The sequence below is a fragment of the Ignatzschineria rhizosphaerae genome (assembly GCF_022655595.1).
GTDB classification, from domain to species: domain Bacteria; phylum Pseudomonadota; class Gammaproteobacteria; order Cardiobacteriales; family Wohlfahrtiimonadaceae; genus Ignatzschineria; species Ignatzschineria rhizosphaerae.
Window position 1 is genome coordinate 2,308,427 of sequence record NZ_CP093379.1, and the last position, 18,394, is coordinate 2,326,820.

Sequence of the window (18,394 nt, forward strand, 5' to 3'; positions counted from 1 at the left end):
TATTGTAAGGACTTTTTGATAAACCCAGCAGAATATTGAGATCGCCAAGTAACTATATGGCGCTCATTGATAAGATGGAATAACAATGACAAACGAAATAAAACCTGATCCTTTAGCGCCACATCGCAAAGCGATTGATCAGATCGATAGTGAAATTTTAAGACTTCTTAATGAACGTGCAATTGAAGCCAAAGCTATTGGCGATATTAAAATTGCCAGCGGTGATACCGAAATGTATCGCCCAGAGCGTGAAGCGCAAGTGCTTAGTAATAAGATGAAAGCCAACCCTGGCCCGATTGCAGATACCGATATTGCAAGACTCTTTAGAGAGATTATGTCCGTTTGCTTATCCTTAGAAAAACCACTTAATATTGGTTATCTTGGTCCTGAAGGCACCTTTACTGAGGAAGCGACTATCAAGCACTTTGGTGGATCTGCTCATCGCACGCCCATTCGTACTATTGATGAGATCTTCCATGCTGTTGAATCAGGAAAATATGACTTTGGCGTTGTACCTATTGAAAACTCTACAGAAGGCGCAGTTAATCAAACGTTAGATTGCTTCTTAAGCGCTAATGTTTATATCTGCGGGGAAACAGAGCTTAAGATCCATCAAAATTTGATGTCAAATGAGACTGACCTTAAAGCGATTAAAACACTCTATGCTCACCCTCAATCCTTAGCACAATGCCGCTCATGGATTGAAGAGCATCTTCCACATGTTGAACAGATCGCCACCAATTCAAACGCCGGTGCTGTAGAAAGAGCCGCAAAGGAAGCAGGAACAGCAGCACTTGGTGGCAAACAAGCAGCTGAAGTCTATAATATTCCTATATTAGAGAAAAACATCGAAGATAATCTCACCAATAGTACTCGATTTTTAATTATTGGGAGCAAGCGGATTCCCGCAAGTGGCAATGATAAAACAACGATTCTCGTTTCAGCAAATGATCGCCCGGGATTACTGCTCCATCTTATTGCGCCGCTCTCTAAATACAATATTACAATGACACGCATTGAATCTCGCCCATCAAAAAACGGTAACTGGAGCTATGTCTTCTTCATTGATGTGCTTGGCCACTTTGAAGAACACGGTTTAAAGCTTGCACTAAAAGAGATTGAAGATGTCTCCTCTTTCTTTAAGGTCTTAGGCTCATACCCTGTTGCTCTCTACTAAGATGAATAATTATTTCTAGTCGATACCAAACAAGAAGATTGATCAAACATAATGCCGGTCATTTTTAAATTGCCGGCATTTTTAATGACTGCTTAAAATTCCCGCCCTATATAGTAAAATCGATTGGAAGCCTCTGAATCATCTTGCCGGCACATCAGCTATGAGAAGCACAAGAATCGTTCTATCCGGCATTGCGCAAGCTTATTTGCTTCACACGCTGTACTGTTTTGTTTTAAAAACTACGTTTCTTAAACCTAATCAACAATTTTATAATCAAAGGAATTCTCAGATGGTGACATTAAAGCCGATGAACCAAACGCAATATCAACAATTTCTTGATAGAGCGATTATTGATTTTGCGAAAGATAAAGTGGATGCCGGCACTTGGGAAGAGGCTCAATCCCTACAAAAATCGCAAGATAGTTTTAAGCAATTACTGCCAAAAGGTCTTGATACCGATAATGAGCATCTATTTGTGATTTGTGCTCAAGATTCTATGATTGGATATACGTGGTTACATCTTGATCATCTTGGTCAAAAATCTGCCTTCATCTATGATCTTTTAATTCTGGAAGCTTTCCAAGGGCAAGGCTATGGTGAGAAAATGATGCAAGCACTTGAATATAAGGCAAAAGAGATGGGTTGCGTGAAGCTCTCTCTGCATGTCTTTGCCCATAATGAACGCGCCATTAATTTATATAAAAAGAGAGGGTTTCAATTTAGGGTCTGTTGAACATTTGGAATAAAAAATAGAGAGTTGTAAAATGTAATCGTCAAAAAAACATTACAAACTCTCTATTCTATGCCCCAAACGTTACTGAATGACCAGCTTTGGTTGAAGCTAAAACCTATTCTCCTAGATTTAAATATTTATGACAAACCAAATTTAAGAAATATTTTTACAGGCATTTTATTTCGCCTTAAAACAGGCTGCCAATGGCGCTATCTTCCCGAATGCTTTGGAAAGCCTAATACGGTTTTTAAAGCTTTTAGGCGATGGTCCAAGCTTGATAAGTTTTCTAAAATATTCAAAATGTTAATTCAAGATCCTGATATGGAATGGCTATCCATCGATGCGACTCACATCAGAGCACACCAAAGTAGGGCTAGGTCTTCTAGCCTAGAATCTCAAGCTATTGCCAAAAGCGCTGGCGGTAATAGTACTAAAATCCATCTTATAGTGGATGCTCATGGTAACCCTCTCGACTTTATAATCAGCGATGGGGTAACTCATGATGTCAAAGTTGCCCCAGAGCTGATTGAAAAAGTTTATTTAAATGAAACAAAATTACTAAATGCCGATCGAGGATATATATCTGAAAAAGTAAGTGAATCCTTATCTCATCAAGGAGTTCACCCTAATATTCCTAATAAAAGAAACAGCTTATCTGGCAATACCCACATGGACTGGCATATTTATAAAGCTCGGCATGTTGTCGAGAATATGTTTGCAACTTTAAAGCATTTCAGAGGCATAGCAACACGATATGATAAGTTGAAAAATAGCCATATCAGTAATGTTGCTTTAGCCTGTGCTTATATTTGGTTGAAATTATGAATGTTCAACAGACTCTACCGATTATTCAATGAGTAAGGTTCTCTAAACTTCCCTTCCTTAAGTTTAAAGAATCCGATCTAGTCATATAAAGCCCTTCTAATAAACCTACCAATGAGTTCTTGTGCAAAACTACTAAAAGTCCGTAGAATAATCCCTTCTAAAAGGAACTTTACTTTACCCGCCAGTTTTACTCAGAGAAAAAACCACTATGCAAAATATCCACCTCCCAAGACCTGATATTGTCTTTATTAAAAATCTTGCACTAGATGTTATCATCGGCATCTATCCCCATGAGCGTACCAATATCCAACCAATTACTTTAAATATTGAGATGGAATGGGATAATCGCCCTGCTGCCAATAACGATGATATTGCGCTGACGCTTGATTATGAAAAGGTGAGCAATTATATTAAAGCGTTTGCTAAAAACTCGGCATTCTTACTAGTGGAAACCTTTACCGAAAAACTGGCAAAAGAGCTGATCGAAACCTTTAATATTCCGGCATTAACCATCGAGCTTAATAAGCTTGAGGCGATCAGCCAAACAGATGCGGTGGGCGTTCGTATCTATCGTGAGAAAGCGCACTATCTAGATTCTGCACTAACTTAAATTAAAAAGCACAATCAACGTATAGATACATAAGAGACTTAAAAGTCATTAAAAATGCCGGAGATTTATTGCCGGCATTGTTCTTTTCCCTTAAAAAAATCACGCATTTATTGTGATGGACCCTTTTGAATATTCGATGTTTGGACATTAGATTGCTTCAAACCCAATCCTTGCCAAAAGTTAGGATCATAACTTAATTCAGGAGTGCCAACCCAACCCCGAATCACATTAAGCTCATAACCCTCGATAAGCTTTTTATACTCTACTGATGAGAGCGCTATCGTATCCCAATCCCCAATATATTGAAGATCACTTAGCTCTGCCGGATAATCCCCCGTTCGCACTTTATGTAATTCAATTAATGCAATAGATGTTTTGAAATGCTGATCTCCAAATTGCGTCTCAATAATCGGTTGATTAAAACCATCACAAGCCACTAACAGCATTCCGATAATCATCGTTATTAATATTTTTCTAATAGGCATTACTAACCTTTACATCAGTTCACTCGCTAAGCAGGTTATTGTCCTTGCCACATCTTTCGCTTCAATATATTTTGCATTTGGTACATCCTGTAACAAATCCCCAACGACATAATTTACACTAGCCTTCTCAAACATTGGGAGATCATTCGTATCATTCCCAAACATCATCAAAGAATTACTGCTTTTAATCTGTTGATAACCTTCCCACTTTGAAACACCTTGAGGAGAGATAACAATTAATGATTCAGAACCATGACGATGCACACAAAGATCGGCGCTTAGTAAAGTATTAACAATCTCCTCTTCCATCGTAAAGAATACCGCTTTAACAATGGATGGCAATTCTCTCAAGGGGAGATTTGCTGCAAGCTTAAGTGGATCAACATTCAAATAAAGCGGATGATTCAAATCTCCACGATAGGCATAATCCCGATCACTATCGACCATATAATCTAACTGATAATGATGGATCAAATCAATAATCAACGCTCGCTCTCTATCTGTAAAAGATATTGTAGAAATCTTCCCATCATACTGAATAAAAGCGCCATTACCTCCAATCAAGGTAAATTCATGAAAGGCCTTCGGCAATACCGGTAACATATCCCGAATCGGCCTTGCCGAAGCAAAAACAACCTCACTCACACGACTTAAAGTTGTGATCGCCACCTCAATTTCCAAAGACATTTTTTGTCCTTTAAAAATCGTTGTACCATCTAAATCAAATACGACTGTGGTCATTTAATCCTTTGCTCCATTTGGTGTTCCTCTGCCCATCCCATCTGCCATTTATTCATTTGATAAATACTCTTTCATCTTTAGACCTTCACCCAAATCCATTGCACTTTGATCTAATGTTTGATTAATGAATTGCAAAATCTTCTGCTGTACGGCAATTTCTTCTAGCGTTAATATGTGTGCTACTCTCTCAACAAGATATAGCTCTTTAGGTGCATTAGCTTTTTGATATAGCATTTTTGAATGCTGATAAGGAACGATTTGATCCTCAAGCCCATGAATAAAGAGAATGAGAACTGTCACGGACTCAATATAATCGGATGCACCATAACCTTTAGAGACAAAAAAGCCAGAGCGCCTGGCAGATAATAATTTGCAATCGATTGATGATTATAAAAAGCACCATCCACAATGAGTCCTTTCACGGCCGAATCTTGATTTTTGCCAAGCATCACGATCATGCTCTGCCCAAGAGCGATTATCTTATCGGGATCGATCCCCTCTAAACTTTTAAGGTAATGTAAAGCACTAATTGCATCTAACTCCGTACCTTTAAAGGTTGATCTTCCTTTTGATTGACCAAAACCTCGATAGTCAAAGATAAAAACATTAATCCCAGCTTTCGGCATCCATGATAATAGCCAATAATGCGTTGTAATATTGGCAGCATTACCGTGAGCAAATAAAACAGTTCCCATCGCCTCTTCCATCAAAGTTCCTTCTCTTTGCGCTGGAATGAGCCAACCATGTAAGGTGACGCCATCTGCCGTTTGCCAATAATGATCACTATAAACTTGGCTATGCTGCTTGGGCCCTGATTCATAATCTTTTTGATTCGGGAAATAAAAAAGAGAGTTCATGCATCCCACCAAGATCAATAAAATCATGGTAGATAACAGAAATCTCACGATAACGAAAACAGATCTATGAAGGTATTTAACGTCTCTCATTAAAGTTTTCCTAAAATCCCCTTACTTTTACCTAATCAACATTCCTAAGCAAATCTCACCAATAATTCTAATAACTTATAACGTATAAAGTAGCTCGACACGATCAGTACATTGCATCCCATCTTCATAGATCGGCTCTGAATAATGTTCTAAAAAGTAATTTTCAATAACTTGATCAATCACAAAGCCACAAGATTGATAGAGCTTTAACTGGTGAATACTACTATTGCCAGTCGCAATTTTTACAAAATGAAACCCTGCTTCTTTCGCATATTCTAATGCTGCAAAAATAAATTTTCTTCCAATGCCTCGGCGCCGATAATCCTCACCCACAGCAAGATTCATGATCTCTAGCATCTTCTGATCAAGCTTTTGAAGCACGATGATGCCGGCAATCTGATCATCAATTTTGGCAACCCACAAGATACTTGTTCCCAAATATTCAGCAATGGCCGCTTCACTCGGATCTGCAAGTAATAATAACTCCATCGGCGCGCTTTTATAATCGACTAATTGCTCAATTTGCATCCTAACTATCTCATCCTTGTTAATAATATCTCGTAGTTATAAATCCATAAAAAAGGCTAGTCAATCGCTAGCCTTTATATCGTTGAGTCTACTCAATATTTCTAATAGGAATAATTACTTCTTATAACGAGTAATATCTAAACCTTCTGTACTGATTTCAGGCGTAACGCCAGCAATTAAGTCACTGACATAACGCCCGCTTCCTGCTGCCATTGTCCAACCTAATGTCCCATGACCAATATTAAGGAAGAGATTATCATATTTAGCACGGCCCAAAATTGGCGTACCATCTGGCGTTGCTGGGCGTAAACCTGTCCAAAATTCCGCTTTAGGAATATCGCCACCTTCAGGATAGAGATCATTGGTCACAAACTCTAATGTTTCACGGCGACGAGGATCGAGTGTTAAATCGTAACCCATCACTTCAGCCATTCCACCCACACGGATACGATCATCAAAACGGGTGATCGCAATTTTATAAGTCTCATCTAAGATCGTTGATTTTGGTGCCATCTCAGAATTGGTAATCGGAATCGTCAGAGAGTAACCTTTAAGCGGGTAAACAGGAATATTAATGCCAATAGGCGCAAGCTTCTCAGCACCATAGCTCCCTAAACAGACCGCATAAGAGTCTGCGACTAAACGCTCACCATCCACCCAAACACCAATCACTTTATTATCTTGAACTTCAATAGATTCAACCACGCAGCCAAATCTAAATTCCACACCAAGCGCTTTTGCTTTCTCCGCTAAACGAGTGGTATAGAGATAACAATCCCCTGTTTCATCATTAGGTAAGCGTAAGCCGCCGGCAAGTTTATGAGCTGTTTTTGCAAGAGCGGGTTCTGCGGCAATAATGCCCTCTTGATCTAACACTTCATACGGGACTTTAAATTCTTCTAAAACAGCAATATCACTCTTAATCGCTTCCATCTGTTTAGCCGTACGAAGCAGCTGCGTTGTGCCTAATGTGCGCTCTTCATAATGAAGATCTAGTTCACTACGAAGATCCTTTAAGCAATCACGGCTATATTCTGCCACACGCACCATACGGGCTTTATTTTTGGCATAACTCTTCTCATTACAGTTTAAAAGAAGATCAATCATCCATTTATACTGCTTCATGCTTGAAGTTGGGCGAATCGCAAGTGGTGCATGTTTACGTTGCATCATCCATTTTGCAGCTTTCATCGGAATACCTGGTGCCGCCCAAGGGGATGAATAACCTGGAGAAATTTGACCTGCATTGCCGTAACTTGTCTCAAGCCCAGCGCCATCTTGACGATCAACAACCGTGACTTTAAAACCTTTTTTCGCTAAATAATATGCGAGTGATGTTCCAACTGCACCACTTCCTAATACTAATACTTGCATGTTCAAGCTCCCCCTATCACATAACATCCTGTGGATAATTGATTCAAAAAAATCATACCTATAAATTCATTTGCCTATCTATCTTCAAAAAGGATATCCAATAATCATTATAGATAAGTGGCAGGCACATTATACAGGCTTCCTTAGCAGAGCTGAAAATCTTTCATCAATATCTTGCGCTTTGTCTATCTTCATAGTAAATAAACAATGATTTAGCGGAATAATTTTAAGCTTTCTTGTGCCAAGTCATGTCACCTGATACACCAAAACGAATTTTTACAAAATTCTTGATATTTTCATAATCCATTTATAATTATTATTGTGATGTTTTATCTGAATATTATCAAGGCGTTGATAACAACTATAGCGGTTTTAATAATAACGGCTTGTAGCTCAACTGAAATCCGTGACTTTGTACGTAGACCTGATCCTACAGGAATTGCTAAAGTCGCTACTCGAGCTTCTGTTGATGAGGAAATGTAATCCTCTCCTTTTTAATACCATCCAAAAGTAGAAGATTTTCCTTGGTTTATTGACCTTTCGTTATTATAACTCCATAGCCATTTTGTAGAATAAATTTGTACTTCATTGATCGTTTCAAACAGATAGCTCTATAGTAATTCTTCCCTTACTGTTCTGCTAAACCGTTCAATATAGGCATTTTGTGTAGGTTTTCCAGGCTGAGTATAGATCAAGGTAATTTTCTCGGAATTGGCCCAATCAATTAATTTCTGGCTAATATATTCAGGACCGTTATCACATCGAATCGCCGCAGGCTTTCCTCGCCACTCAATAACTCTCTTTAAAGAGCGAATCACTTTTTCTGTCGGTAAACTAAAATCAATATCCACGCAAAGTCCTTCCCGATTATAATCATCAATTACATTGAACGCTCTGAAATAACGTCCATTTCGCAAGCTGTCAGACATAAAATCCATCGACCATATTTGATTAATATCCGTCGCTAAACCTAGTTTTTCTGGACGCTTTCTAACAATTTGTTTTCTTGGTTTAATTCTGAGATTAAGTTCTAACTCCCGATAAATTCTCAAAACTCGTTTATGATTCCATCGGAATATTTTAAATATTTCTTAAATAATCAAAACATAAGCCAAAGCCCCAGCGCCTATGAGTTTTAGTTAACCTTAGCAACCACATTTCAATGAGTTTGTTTTCTGAGCTAGTTTTGCCCTGATAGTTAAAAGTCGTTTTGCTAATTCCAAATATCTCACAAATCAAATGAATAGAGGCATTTTGAGTTTTTAAAACAGCTTTAGCCATCTCTTTTCGTTGAGACGGCTTTACCACTTTCCCTCTAAGGCTTCTTTGCGAATACGGGATTTAAGGCACTCTTCGGCATACATTTTCTTGAGTTTTGCATTCTCAGCTTCGAGTTCTTTTAGCCGAGTGATCATTGACGCATCCATACCCCCATATTTTGAGCGCCATTTATAAAATGTTGCGGAGCTAATGCCATATTCTCGACATAAATCTGGGACTTTCACGCCAGATTCATTCTGTTTTAAGATCGACATAATTTGTGAGTCTGTGAATTTTGATTTTTTCATAGTTAATTTCTCCTGAGTAAATAATACGAGAAAATTCTACTTATGATCGGTATTATTTCTAGGGAGGATTACAGATCTTAATTGTTAGAAATCGGCGGGTTGTTTACACTTCAGTGTTAAAATAATTTTCTAAAACTTCATAAGGCGTTAAACCATTAATACCCTTATGAGGTTTTACTGTGTTGTAATAGTTCAAAAATCGTTTTAGCTTCTTTTTCCGATCATCTGAACTGATAAACTCTTCCTGATTATGCCACATTTCCATGAGTGTTCGAATGACTCTTTCTGCTTTTCCATTCGTTTGAGGGCAAGCTGGCTTTGTAAACTTTTGATTAATCTTATGTGTTAGACACATTTCGACAAAGGCATGTTCTGATGTACCTTTATACTCACGACCATTATCCGAATAGGTGCATTCTACAGTATAGGGACACTGTTCTAACAGATCCCATCGAAGAAATTCAGCAGCACTAAACTGTGATTTATCAGGATAAATACCGGCATAAAGTTCTCTTGAAAAATCATCAATTCCTACAAATAAATACTCTCTAGTGCGATTTTTAAGATCCCCTTTTAAAAGAGGGAGCCGTTTAGTATCCACATGGACCATCTCGCCAGGATAGTTTTTGTTATAACGTTTAGCCCTCTTTTTAAGTTTCTCTTCAATAGATTTTTCAATCTTTGCAAGACGTTTAATGCCATACTTAATTGTTCTATAACGTTCATTTTTACTAGCTAATGGCACAAACAAGTTCAATCTACCTTGTTTTAGTACTTTATAGATCGTAGGTCTGCTTACCATAAAACGCTCAGCTAGATAGGTTACGGTAAATTTTTCTTGATGATGTAATCGCCAAATCTCTTCTCGATGAAACGGCGTTAATTTTGTTTTTCGATGGATATTCATAACAGTATTTTCTCCTAATACTGTAAACAACGCGATAAAATCCTACATCTTAATAGATAAAAAAGCGCTTCTAGAGCGCTTTTTTTATTGCGATGACTTCTATATTTCATATTTTATGCTTATAATGATCGCTTTTAGAGATAGATGAGATCTTAAAGAAGAAATAACGCACATAAAGCCCAACTCCCCCTGGTTTTTATTAGCTTTTCCTCTGATTCAATCTATCTCTCTCTCTTTTAATGATTACTTTGCAGGGCTTATTTGAAGTATGTTTGAGTCAATTTTGACAACGATCCAGACGATTCTCTGGGATTACCTTCTTGTCTATCTCCTTTGTGGAATTGGGATTTTCTATACATTTCTATTAAAAGGCATCCAGATACGAAAATTTAAAACAGCGCTAAGCGCCCTATTTTCTAAATTTACCTTATCAGGAAAAAAAGCCGATAAAAGCGGAATGAGCTCATTCCAAGCAGTATCAACGGCTATTGCAGGGCAAGTGGGGACTGGGAACTTAGCAGGCCCTGCTACCGCAATTATCGCCGGAGGTCCTGGGGCGATTTTCTGGATGTGGGTCTCTTCATTCTTTGGAATGGCAACCATTTATGCTGAAGCGATGCTAGCACAAAAATACCGTACAAAAGATCGTACAGGGCAAGCCGTGGGTGGCCCTGCTTACTATATTGAAAAAGGCTTAGGTATTAAGTGGCTAGCAGTACTCTTTGCTGTTCTTATCATTGTAGCGCTTGGCTTAATTGGTAACATGGTGCAATCAAACTCTATCGCCTCAGCTTTTGAGAAGTCACTGCATATTCCAACATGGGCAACAGGGCTAATTGTGGCAGTACTTGTGGCATTTGTCGTCATTGGTGGTATTAAAAACATTGCCTCTTTTACCGAAAAAATTGTCCCCTCCATGGCATTTTTCTATCTTTTAGGGGCGATCATTGTTCTTGCGATGAACTATCAGTTTATTTTACCTGCCTTTAAAATGATCTTTATAGCCGCCTTTAACCCTGCAGCGGTACTTGGCGGCGGCGCAGGTATTGCGATTCAGCAAGCGATGCGTCTTGGAATTGCTCGTGGACTTTTCTCTAACGAAGCAGGAATGGGGTCAACGCCACATGCCCATGCCGTAGCAAAAGTTAAAACACCAGAAGAACAAGGTTATATTGCGATGATGGGGGTCTTTGTTGTGGGAGTTATTGTCACCCTTACAGGCCTTGTTATTATCACATCAGGTATTCGGGGTTGGGAAGCATCGGGCGCAACGGGTCCTTCCTTTTTAAGCTTCTTTGAAGGTCATGGCACAGGGATTACGATTACCCAATATGCCTATGAGCTTGTTTTTGGCTCTGTGGGCGGTATTTTTATTGCATTTTCCCTCTTCTTCTTTGCATTCTCCACCATTATTGGTTGGTATTATTATGCTGAAACCAATGTCCGCTATCTTTTTAAAAGCAGAGCGGCGGTACCAATTTTCCAGCTATTGGCGGTCATTGGGATCTTTAGTGCCTCCTTTATCCAAGTAGATGTTGTTTGGCAATTAGCTGATCTCTTTAATGGATTAATGGTATTACCCAATATTACGGCACTTTTTCTATTAGCACCGATTGTGGTGATGGAAACATCAGGTTTACGCTTAGAAAACATTCCACTTCTTAACAAATTCAAATGGCATAAAAAAGAGCTCTAATCTATTTACCTCTCTAAAAAAAATCCCCTAAAAGCATTATTGATACTTTTTAATAGTGCTTTTTTGATTTTAGCGATATTAGACAAGTTCTCGTCACAAAAAAAAGGTACAATCAGGCAAAGTTTAATCTCATTTTCAAGAGGATATTTATGAAACCACTATCCATTGGTCTTGTTGCACATGATGCAAAGAAAAAACTCCTTGTCGATTGGGTTGGTGATTATCTCCCCTACTTCCGTCAGCATGAGCTCTTTGCAACCGGAACCACAGGACAACACATCTTAGAAGCATACCCTGATCTTAGCCTCACTCGTCTTAAAAGTGGGCCATTAGGCGGTGATCAGCAACTCGGTTCAATGATCTGCTCCGATAAACTTGATATGCTCATTTTCTTTACTGATGCATTAACCCCGATGCCACATGATGTTGATGTGAAGGCTTTAATCCGCCTGTCAACACTCTACAATATTCCTATCGCTTGCAATACGGCAACCGCAAGCTTATTAATGAAAGCCATCTTGATCGATAATGATTATGATCATTAGGAAATAGATCATAATCACTATTACACAACATATTATCTTCACAAATAAAAAGTCGCATCCCATTTAGGTGCGACTTTTTTATTAAAGCAATATACCTATTGATATATCTATAGTCGAATTGATTTAAGAAACATTATTTTTAAAAATAAAGCGCTGTAGTGTTCATCAAACGAGCTTTCACAATGCAGACTCTTACGCTTCTCATAACCGATACTCTAATAATCTAATTCAATGACTTTTAAACCGATTTTACTGCTCTTAAAACAGCGCCTCTTTTCTGACAGAAGGATCATTTAAAAGATACATATAAATCATGCTATGCACTAACCAAATAAAAGGTAAAATCCATAATGAAGCGATAAATAGTAATAGATAAGGGATCAACATATAAGTGTTAGAAATCGGCGGGTTGTTTACACTTCAGTGTTAAAATAATTTTCTAAAACTTCATAAGGCGTTAAACCATTAATACCCTTATGAGGTTTTACTGTGTTGTAATAGTTCAAAAATCGTTTTAGCTTCTTTTTCCGATCATCTGAACTGATAAACTCCTCCTGATTATGCCACATTTCCATGAGTGTTCGAATGACTCTTTCTGCTTTTCCATTCGTTTGAGGGCAAGCTGGCTTTGTAAACTTTTGATTAATCTTATGTGTTAGACACATTTCGACAAAGGCATGTTCTGATGTACCTTTATACTCACGACCATTATCCGAATAGGTGCATTCTACAGTATAGGGACACTGTTCTAACAGATCCCATCGAAGAAATTCAGCAGCACTAAACTGTGATTTATCAGGATAAATACCGGCATAAAGTTCTCTTGAAAAATCATCAATTCCTACAAATAAATACTCTCTAGTGCGATTTTTAAGATCCCCTTTTAAAAGAGGGAGCCGTTTAGTATCCACATGGACCATCTCGCCAGGATAGTTTTTGTTATAACGTTTAGCCCTCTTTTTAAGTTTCTCTTCAATAGATTTTTCAATCTTTGCAAGACGTTTAATGCTATACTTAATTGTTCTATAACGTTCATTTTTACTAGCTAATGGCACAAACAAGTTCAATCTACCTTGTTTTAGTACTTTATAGATCGTAGGTCTGCTTACCATAAAACGCTCAGCTAGATAGGTTACGGTAAATTTTTCTTGATGATGTAATCGCCAAATCTCTTCTCGATGAAACGGCGTTAATTTTGTTTTTCGATGGATATTCATAACAGTATTTTCTCCTAATACTGTAAACAACGCGATAAAATCCTACATATAAAGGAACATTTGCCCTTGCGTGATCATAAAAGGGTTCATTCCGCCCATTAATAATTGCATAACAAGGACAATTACAAAAAAGAACACGACGAACAATATATATATTAAGATCATAAAAACGATATAAAAAATAACTAGCTTTAATAATCGCCCCATCACAAGCTTCCTTGAGCTCTCCATTACTTGCCAAAAGCCCATTCCAGGATTATCTGCCATAATATAAAAGACAAAAGAATAGTAAGCTAATTCCCAAGATAACAATTAAAATAGTGATAGAAATAATTACTTGCAGTGTTTCATTGTGGCTATATCTCATTAGATAAGCTAAGCCATAAGGGATGATTAATGTAAAAATACTCCATAATAACCACACCATAAAAACTCTACCCGCATCTGGGAAAAAGCCAAATAAGCCCGGTATAAGAGGATTGTCTTCTTGACGAATATGCCTCATAACAATCAGTGTCATTCCGCCGGTAAAAATCATACTTACCAATGAGAGAACAATATATATCCCCCAAAGAGAGACACTCATTATCAAAAGGTCCGATGCGGCATATCTAAAATCCATGCGATATATAGATGTCGGCATTGGTATCAATTGTGCCATTAAAAAAAAGAGCGCAAAAAAAACTAAAAGAATGATGATGCCGGATAAAAAGAATTTAAACTTTAACCCCTTAATGCCTGAAAATGCTTTTAAAATTACCTCCTTTACAGGAAAATTATAACCTTCTGCAATCGCATTATTGATTGTGTCTGTTGAAAACCTGTGAGCATCGTTTTGAGATCCGTGACCGGTGAAATCCGCAGACATATACCTTCTCCAATTAAATTAACAACTAAAATAGAACTATCGTATTCTAATTCACTAATATTCAATATTGGTAAAAATATTATAAAAGCGATTAATAGATACTTTTAAAATCGATTTTAATATTTCTTTAATCCCCCTCTTAGGTACAAATACATTTAGAAGCGCTGAGTTTCTATCCATATCGCTTTTTAAAAGTTTTTAGCTAAAAAAACATCCATATTCATTTACCTAGAATCCTATATTTTTCTTTTTCTAACGATATCCTTCATAAAAAATGATTGACCTGATCCAAAAAAAGCGCCTATTTGCGTGCAACTCGCCAAAATCAATAGTAGACTAAATCTTTTTTTAAATTATCTTTTGAACTCTTAATGAAGGATCGTCATGAATCAAATGCGAGAACTGACGCTCCGGGGAATGATCCTTGGAGCGTTAATCACGATAATATTTACCGCCTCAAACGTCTATCTTGGTCTTAAAGTTGGACTCACCTTCTCATCTGCAATCCCTGCAGCTGTCATTTCGATGGCTGTTTTAAAGCTCTTTGCAGATTCCACCATTTTAGAAAACAACATGGTGCAAACCCAAGCATCAGCTGCCGGCACCCTCTCTTCGATTATCTTTGTAATCCCTGGACTTTTAATGATTGGCTACTGGAGTGATTTTCACTTCATGATGACATTCTTTATCTGCGCCGCTGGTGGAATGCTTGGGGTTCTCTTCTCAATTCCCCTTCGCCATGTCATGGTTGTTAAAAGCGATCTACCTTACCCAGAAGGCGTTGCCGCAGCTGAAATTTTAAAAGCAGGATGTAGTGAAGAAGTCGATAGCAATGGTAAGAGCTCCTCTAAAGAAGGTCTTAAAGATATTCTTTTTGGTAGTGCAATTGCAGCCGTTGTCACACTCTTTACCGGCGGTTTTAGAATCTTAGCGGGGAGCGCATCTTATTTTGCTGTTGCAGGTAAAGCGGTTATTCAAATTCCGATGGGCTTTTCTCTTGCATTAATGAGTGCCGGTTACTTAGTTGGAATTGTCTCTTCTGTTGCAATTATCATTGGTGCCTTAATGGCGTGGGGGGTTGCGGTTCCTATTTTAAGTAGCATCGGGGATTTCCCAGCAGATATGACAGCTTCTGCCATTGCTTCAAAAATCTGGGCAGAAGATGTTCGCTTTATTGGCGCAGGTACTTTAGCAATTGCGGCACTTTGGACGCTTTTAACGCTCTTTAAACCCGTTGTTGAAGGGATTAAGATGTCACTTGGTGCATTAACGGGAGAAACAGGTAACTCTGCAAACCGTACCGAGCAAGATCTCTCCCCTAAAACGATCCTGATGATCATGATCGCAATGCTGGTGATCTTACTGGGAACCTTCTATACCTTTATCGCTGATGCAAATCTCTCCACAGGATTTGCTTGGACTTTAGTGGTTATCTCTGTAATCTTTGCCTTTATCATGGGCTTTTTAGTTGCAGCAGCAAGTGGTTATATGGCGGGATTAGTCGGATCATCGGCAAGCCCTATCTCTGGTATTGGGATTGTTGCCGTAACGATTGTTGCACTTTTACTCCTTGTAGTCGGGGAAGCCGGCGGCTTAATGGAAACAGCTGATGGGAAAAAATTTGCCACAGCCTTAGCCCTTTTCACCACAAGTGCTGTCGTTGCCATTGCAAGTATCTCAAATGATAACTTACAAGACCTTAAAACAGGTTTCCTTGTGCACGCAACACCGTGGCGTCAGCAAGTGGCGCTCTTAATTGGCTGTATTGTTGGAGCGATTGTTATTGCCCCTATTTTAGATATTCTCTATCAAGCCTATGGCTTTACAGGCGCAATGCCAAGAGCGGATATGGATCCTACCCAAGTATTGGCAGCGCCACAAGCGACATTAATGGCGACGATCTCTACGGGTATCTTCTCCCACAACCTTGAATGGACCATGATTATTATTGGTCTTATCATCGGTGCGGTAGTGATTGCTTTAGATCTCTTCCTTAAAAAAAGTGGCTCAAAATTCCGTTTACCAGCACTTGCGGTAGGCATGGGAATCTATCTTCCACCAAGCATTACAACGCCAATCTTTATCGGGGGTCTACTCTCATGGATTATCAAGCGCGCAGTACATAAACGCCTTGCAAAAGAATCAGAAGAGACTCGTAATGAAGAGAATCGCAAAGCTGACCGCAAAAGTGCCCTTATCGCATCTGGCCTTATTGTTGGTGAGAGCTTAATCGGCGTTATCATGGCGGCAATTATTGTAGTGAGCATGAACGTTGATGCCATTTCGGATGATCGTAAAAATGCCCCATTATCACTTTTGGGTAGCATGACTGAGATCTTTGGTAGTTCAACACCGATGGTTCAACAATTATTAGGATTATTTATCTTTATCCTTGTGGCAGTGATCTTTGTAAGACGCGCACTTTCAGCGGCAAAAAAATAAAGAAATGATCCAATTTTAATATCATCAAAATTAGATACTTAAAAAGGCTTTAAGAGACATCTTAAAGCCTTTTATTTTATCTTAAAACCGCTAAAAATCAGGATTTTATTACCGCTATGAAGAGAGGTACTCCTCAATATCCCTCATTCTTAATCCCACATAAGGGCTCGTTAAAATTAAACGCGCTTTAATATCACTGGGCAAACCATTAAGTGAGTGGTCATCATCTATAATAAGAATTTGATCCACCTTTAGATGTCGATGATCAACCCAATCCTGAATCTCTTCACAACGTGATTTTTGAGGTGTCATCACCGATTCAATTCGACTAATAATAGGAATCTTGATTCCGCGATTAGAGAGTAGTTGTTGCCACTCTGTGAGCGAAAAACTGAAACGATGAGAGGTTGATAAAATGATCTCTTCAATATCAATATTAGCCAAAAGATACATTAATGCTTCCATTGCACGAATATCAAAACGATAAAATCCATCCTCATCATGATCGATCTTACGATGAGGATTTGCATGAACCATCACGCCATCAATATCTAGAAACAGCTTCACGCTACACGCCTTAGACTATCGCCATTCTACTTCAGGGAAAGCCGCTTTAACGCCGGAAACAACCCCCATGCCAAGCTCTTTCATCATCTTCTCAAAAGGATCATCCTTAACTGTAAAATTGACTAAGAAAGGGGCTTGAAACTCTTCGCGTGCGATCGTTGCGGTTGAGCCTAAGCCATCAATTAAACCAATTTCTAAAGCTTGCTCTCCATTCCAGATTAAACCGCTATAAAGATCAGGGTTATCTCGAACATTAAGACGTTTACCACGCCCTTTTTCAACGGCATCGATAAACTGATCATGAACGCCTGTAAGTACCTCTTCCCAGAAGGCAGTTTCAATGGCGTTTTGTGGAGAGAAAGGATCTAAAAAGGCTTTATGTTCACCTGAAGTATAAAGGCGGCGCTCAATCCCTACTTTTTCAATTAAGCCAGTAAACCCAAAACTCGCAGCAGTAACACCGATGGAACCCACTAAACTTGCTTTATCCGCATAGATATTATCGGTTGCAGCAGCAATATAATACGCGCCTGATGCCCCAATATCCTCAATCACACTCACAATCGGTTTATCAGGTTGTAATGACCGTAAACGGTTAATCTCATCATAAACATAGCCACTTTGCACCGGCGAGCCTCCGCCTGAATTAATCCGTAGCACAATACCGGCAACATTAGGATCTTTATAAGCCCGCTGAATCCCATTAATCACTCTTGCAGCACTTGCCTCGCTATTATCTGCAATCATCCCTTTAACATCGACCACTGCCGTATAACGGGTAATGATATTTCCTTGTTCATCCATTTGAATACCACTGCTACTAAGTCCCTTAGCCCCGATAAATCCAAGGACTATCAAGATAAAAATCAATAAAAAGATTATCCGAAAGAAAATATTCCAGCGTCTTTTACGTCTTGATTCTACCGTTGCGTTATTTAATGCATCGGCTAAAGCCTTGGTTAATAGCGTATTATCAATGCTAGAAGAATGATGACTAATAGCTTGTCCATCTAATTGTGGTGGTCTGCCTTGTGATTGAAACTCACTCATTTATGGGGTCCTTTTGTAAAAACAGGTAGATCTAACAGCTTCATTTAACTAAAGAATCAGATAATACTCAACGCAATAAAGCGCATTATCAAACTTATTCTACCCTCACAATGG

General features: G+C 38.5%; 19 protein-coding genes and 1 pseudogene. 8 read left to right on the top strand and 12 right to left on the bottom strand.

What is annotated here, in order from left to right:
- The first annotated feature begins 85 nt into the window (after positions 1-85).
- From pheA to folB, 4 genes are all read left to right on the top strand, one after another.
- Positions 86-1,177: a prephenate dehydratase gene (gene pheA, locus MMG00_RS10305; protein ID WP_242148019.1), complete on the top strand. Its 1,092-nt coding sequence runs from the start codon at positions 86-88 to the stop codon at positions 1,175-1,177.
- 289 nt (positions 1,178-1,466) lie between these two features.
- On the top strand, positions 1,467-1,910 hold the full coding sequence (locus tag MMG00_RS10310; protein WP_242148021.1) for a GNAT family N-acetyltransferase: 444 nt from the start codon (positions 1,467-1,469) through the stop codon (positions 1,908-1,910).
- Between the two features lie 69 nt (positions 1,911-1,979).
- Entirely contained in the window at positions 1,980-2,735 is a 756-nt protein-coding gene (locus MMG00_RS10315; protein WP_242148023.1) for an IS5 family transposase, read from the top strand.
- A gap of 208 nt (positions 2,736-2,943) precedes the next feature.
- The gene (gene folB / locus MMG00_RS10320) at positions 2,944-3,345 is read left to right on the top strand and encodes a dihydroneopterin aldolase (protein WP_242148025.1); all 402 of its coding nucleotides are present in this window, start codon (positions 2,944-2,946) and stop codon (positions 3,343-3,345) included.
- 107 nt (positions 3,346-3,452) lie between these two features.
- Here the strand turns inward: folB and MMG00_RS10325 are convergent, their stop codons facing one another.
- From MMG00_RS10325 to MMG00_RS10350, 6 genes are all read right to left on the bottom strand, one after another.
- Complete coding sequence (locus MMG00_RS10325) at positions 3,453-3,830, bottom strand: hypothetical protein (RefSeq protein ID WP_242148028.1); 378 nt, start codon at positions 3,828-3,830, stop codon at positions 3,453-3,455.
- 9 nt (positions 3,831-3,839) lie between these two features.
- Complete coding sequence (locus tag MMG00_RS10330; protein WP_242148030.1) at positions 3,840-4,571, bottom strand: HAD-IIB family hydrolase; 732 nt, start codon at positions 4,569-4,571, stop codon at positions 3,840-3,842.
- 48 nt (positions 4,572-4,619) lie between these two features.
- Complete coding sequence (locus tag MMG00_RS10335) at positions 4,620-4,871, bottom strand: alpha/beta hydrolase family protein (protein WP_242148032.1); 252 nt, start codon at positions 4,869-4,871, stop codon at positions 4,620-4,622.
- Positions 4,868-5,428, bottom strand: a complete 561-nt coding sequence (locus MMG00_RS10340) for an alpha/beta hydrolase (RefSeq protein WP_242148034.1) — start codon at positions 5,426-5,428, stop codon at positions 4,868-4,870. Before MMG00_RS10340 ends, MMG00_RS10335 begins: the two co-directional genes overlap by 4 nt.
- 165 nt (positions 5,429-5,593) lie before the next feature.
- Positions 5,594-6,046 (bottom strand): GNAT family N-acetyltransferase, encoded by a 453-nt coding sequence (locus MMG00_RS10345; RefSeq protein WP_242148036.1) that lies wholly within the window; start codon positions 6,044-6,046, stop codon positions 5,594-5,596.
- A gap of 114 nt (positions 6,047-6,160) precedes the next feature.
- Positions 6,161-7,420, bottom strand: a complete 1,260-nt coding sequence (locus MMG00_RS10350) for a D-amino acid dehydrogenase (protein WP_242148038.1) — start codon at positions 7,418-7,420, stop codon at positions 6,161-6,163.
- A 351-nt stretch (positions 7,421-7,771) separates the two neighbouring features.
- Between MMG00_RS10350 and MMG00_RS14155 the strand changes: the two genes are divergently transcribed.
- Positions 7,772-7,903 carry a hypothetical protein gene (locus MMG00_RS14155; protein WP_255836757.1) on the top strand — a complete coding sequence of 44 codons (132 nt, stop codon included), beginning with the start codon at positions 7,772-7,774 and terminating at the stop codon, positions 7,901-7,903.
- A gap of 11 nt (positions 7,904-7,914) precedes the next feature.
- On the opposite strand, the pseudogene MMG00_RS10355 reads toward MMG00_RS14155, so the two are convergent.
- Positions 7,915-8,988, bottom strand: a pseudogene (locus MMG00_RS10355) (IS3 family transposase).
- Between the two features lie 103 nt (positions 8,989-9,091).
- Positions 9,092-9,895 (bottom strand): integrase core domain-containing protein, encoded by an 804-nt coding sequence (locus tag MMG00_RS10360; protein WP_242153261.1) that lies wholly within the window; start codon positions 9,893-9,895, stop codon positions 9,092-9,094.
- A 268-nt stretch (positions 9,896-10,163) separates the two neighbouring features.
- Here MMG00_RS10360 and MMG00_RS10365 point away from each other — a divergent pair, with 268 nt between their 5' ends.
- Complete coding sequence (locus MMG00_RS10365; protein WP_242148040.1) at positions 10,164-11,591, top strand: alanine/glycine:cation symporter family protein; 1,428 nt, start codon at positions 10,164-10,166, stop codon at positions 11,589-11,591.
- A 149-nt stretch (positions 11,592-11,740) separates the two neighbouring features.
- Positions 11,741-12,136: a methylglyoxal synthase gene (locus MMG00_RS10370; RefSeq protein ID WP_242148042.1), complete on the top strand. Its 396-nt coding sequence runs from the start codon at positions 11,741-11,743 to the stop codon at positions 12,134-12,136.
- Positions 12,137-12,549: 413 nt separating this feature from the next.
- On the opposite strand, the gene MMG00_RS10375 is transcribed toward MMG00_RS10370, so the two are convergent.
- Both MMG00_RS10375 and MMG00_RS10380 read right to left on the bottom strand, forming a co-directional pair.
- Entirely contained in the window at positions 12,550-13,353 is an 804-nt protein-coding gene (locus MMG00_RS10375; RefSeq protein WP_432805935.1) for an integrase core domain-containing protein, read from the bottom strand.
- A 256-nt stretch (positions 13,354-13,609) separates the two neighbouring features.
- Entirely contained in the window at positions 13,610-14,221 is a 612-nt protein-coding gene (locus MMG00_RS10380) for a hypothetical protein (RefSeq protein ID WP_242148046.1), read from the bottom strand.
- 384 nt (positions 14,222-14,605) lie between these two features.
- Here MMG00_RS10380 and MMG00_RS10385 point away from each other — a divergent pair, with 384 nt between their 5' ends.
- The gene (locus MMG00_RS10385) at positions 14,606-16,663 is read left to right on the top strand and encodes an OPT family oligopeptide transporter (protein ID WP_242148047.1); all 2,058 of its coding nucleotides are present in this window, start codon (positions 14,606-14,608) and stop codon (positions 16,661-16,663) included.
- A gap of 114 nt (positions 16,664-16,777) precedes the next feature.
- Here the strand turns inward: MMG00_RS10385 and MMG00_RS10390 are convergent, their stop codons facing one another.
- Both MMG00_RS10390 and MMG00_RS10395 read right to left on the bottom strand, forming a co-directional pair.
- Positions 16,778-17,230, bottom strand: coding sequence for an HAD domain-containing protein (locus MMG00_RS10390; protein WP_242148049.1), 453 nt, complete (start codon positions 17,228-17,230; stop codon positions 16,778-16,780).
- Between the two features lie 15 nt (positions 17,231-17,245).
- Positions 17,246-18,280 carry a S49 family peptidase gene (locus MMG00_RS10395; RefSeq protein ID WP_242148051.1) on the bottom strand — a complete coding sequence of 345 codons (1,035 nt, stop codon included), beginning with the start codon at positions 18,278-18,280 and terminating at the stop codon, positions 17,246-17,248.
- Positions 18,281-18,394: the final 114 nt, after the last annotated feature.

Bases quoted from the DNA above. Each gene is read 5' to 3' on its own strand.
- pheA (WP_242148019.1), top strand. From the start codon at position 86: ATGACAAACGAAATAAAACCTGATCCTTTAGCGCCACATCGCAAAGCG.
- MMG00_RS10310 (WP_242148021.1), top strand. From the start codon at position 1,467: ATGGTGACATTAAAGCCGATGAACCAAACGCAATATCAACAATTTCTT.
- MMG00_RS10315 (WP_242148023.1), top strand. From the start codon at position 1,980: ATGCCCCAAACGTTACTGAATGACCAGCTTTGGTTGAAGCTAAAACCT.
- folB (WP_242148025.1), top strand. From the start codon at position 2,944: ATGCAAAATATCCACCTCCCAAGACCTGATATTGTCTTTATTAAAAAT.
- MMG00_RS10325 (WP_242148028.1), bottom strand. From the start codon at position 3,830: ATGCCTATTAGAAAAATATTAATAACGATGATTATCGGAATGCTGTTA.
- MMG00_RS10330 (WP_242148030.1), bottom strand. From the start codon at position 4,571: ATGACCACAGTCGTATTTGATTTAGATGGTACAACGATTTTTAAAGGA.
- MMG00_RS10340 (WP_242148034.1), bottom strand. From the start codon at position 5,428: ATGAACTCTCTTTTTTATTTCCCGAATCAAAAAGATTATGAATCAGGG.
- MMG00_RS10345 (WP_242148036.1), bottom strand. From the start codon at position 6,046: ATGCAAATTGAGCAATTAGTCGATTATAAAAGCGCGCCGATGGAGTTA.
- MMG00_RS10350 (WP_242148038.1), bottom strand. From the start codon at position 7,420: ATGCAAGTATTAGTATTAGGAAGTGGTGCAGTTGGAACATCACTCGCA.
- MMG00_RS10360 (WP_242153261.1), bottom strand. From the start codon at position 9,895: ATGAATATCCATCGAAAAACAAAATTAACGCCGTTTCATCGAGAAGAG.
- MMG00_RS10365 (WP_242148040.1), top strand. From the start codon at position 10,164: ATGTTTGAGTCAATTTTGACAACGATCCAGACGATTCTCTGGGATTAC.
- MMG00_RS10370 (WP_242148042.1), top strand. From the start codon at position 11,741: ATGAAACCACTATCCATTGGTCTTGTTGCACATGATGCAAAGAAAAAA.
- MMG00_RS10375 (WP_432805935.1), bottom strand. From the start codon at position 13,353: ATGAATATCCATCGAAAAACAAAATTAACGCCGTTTCATCGAGAAGAG.
- MMG00_RS10380 (WP_242148046.1), bottom strand. From the start codon at position 14,221: ATGTCTGCGGATTTCACCGGTCACGGATCTCAAAACGATGCTCACAGG.
- MMG00_RS10385 (WP_242148047.1), top strand. From the start codon at position 14,606: ATGAATCAAATGCGAGAACTGACGCTCCGGGGAATGATCCTTGGAGCG.
- MMG00_RS10395 (WP_242148051.1), bottom strand. From the start codon at position 18,280: ATGAGTGAGTTTCAATCACAAGGCAGACCACCACAATTAGATGGACAA.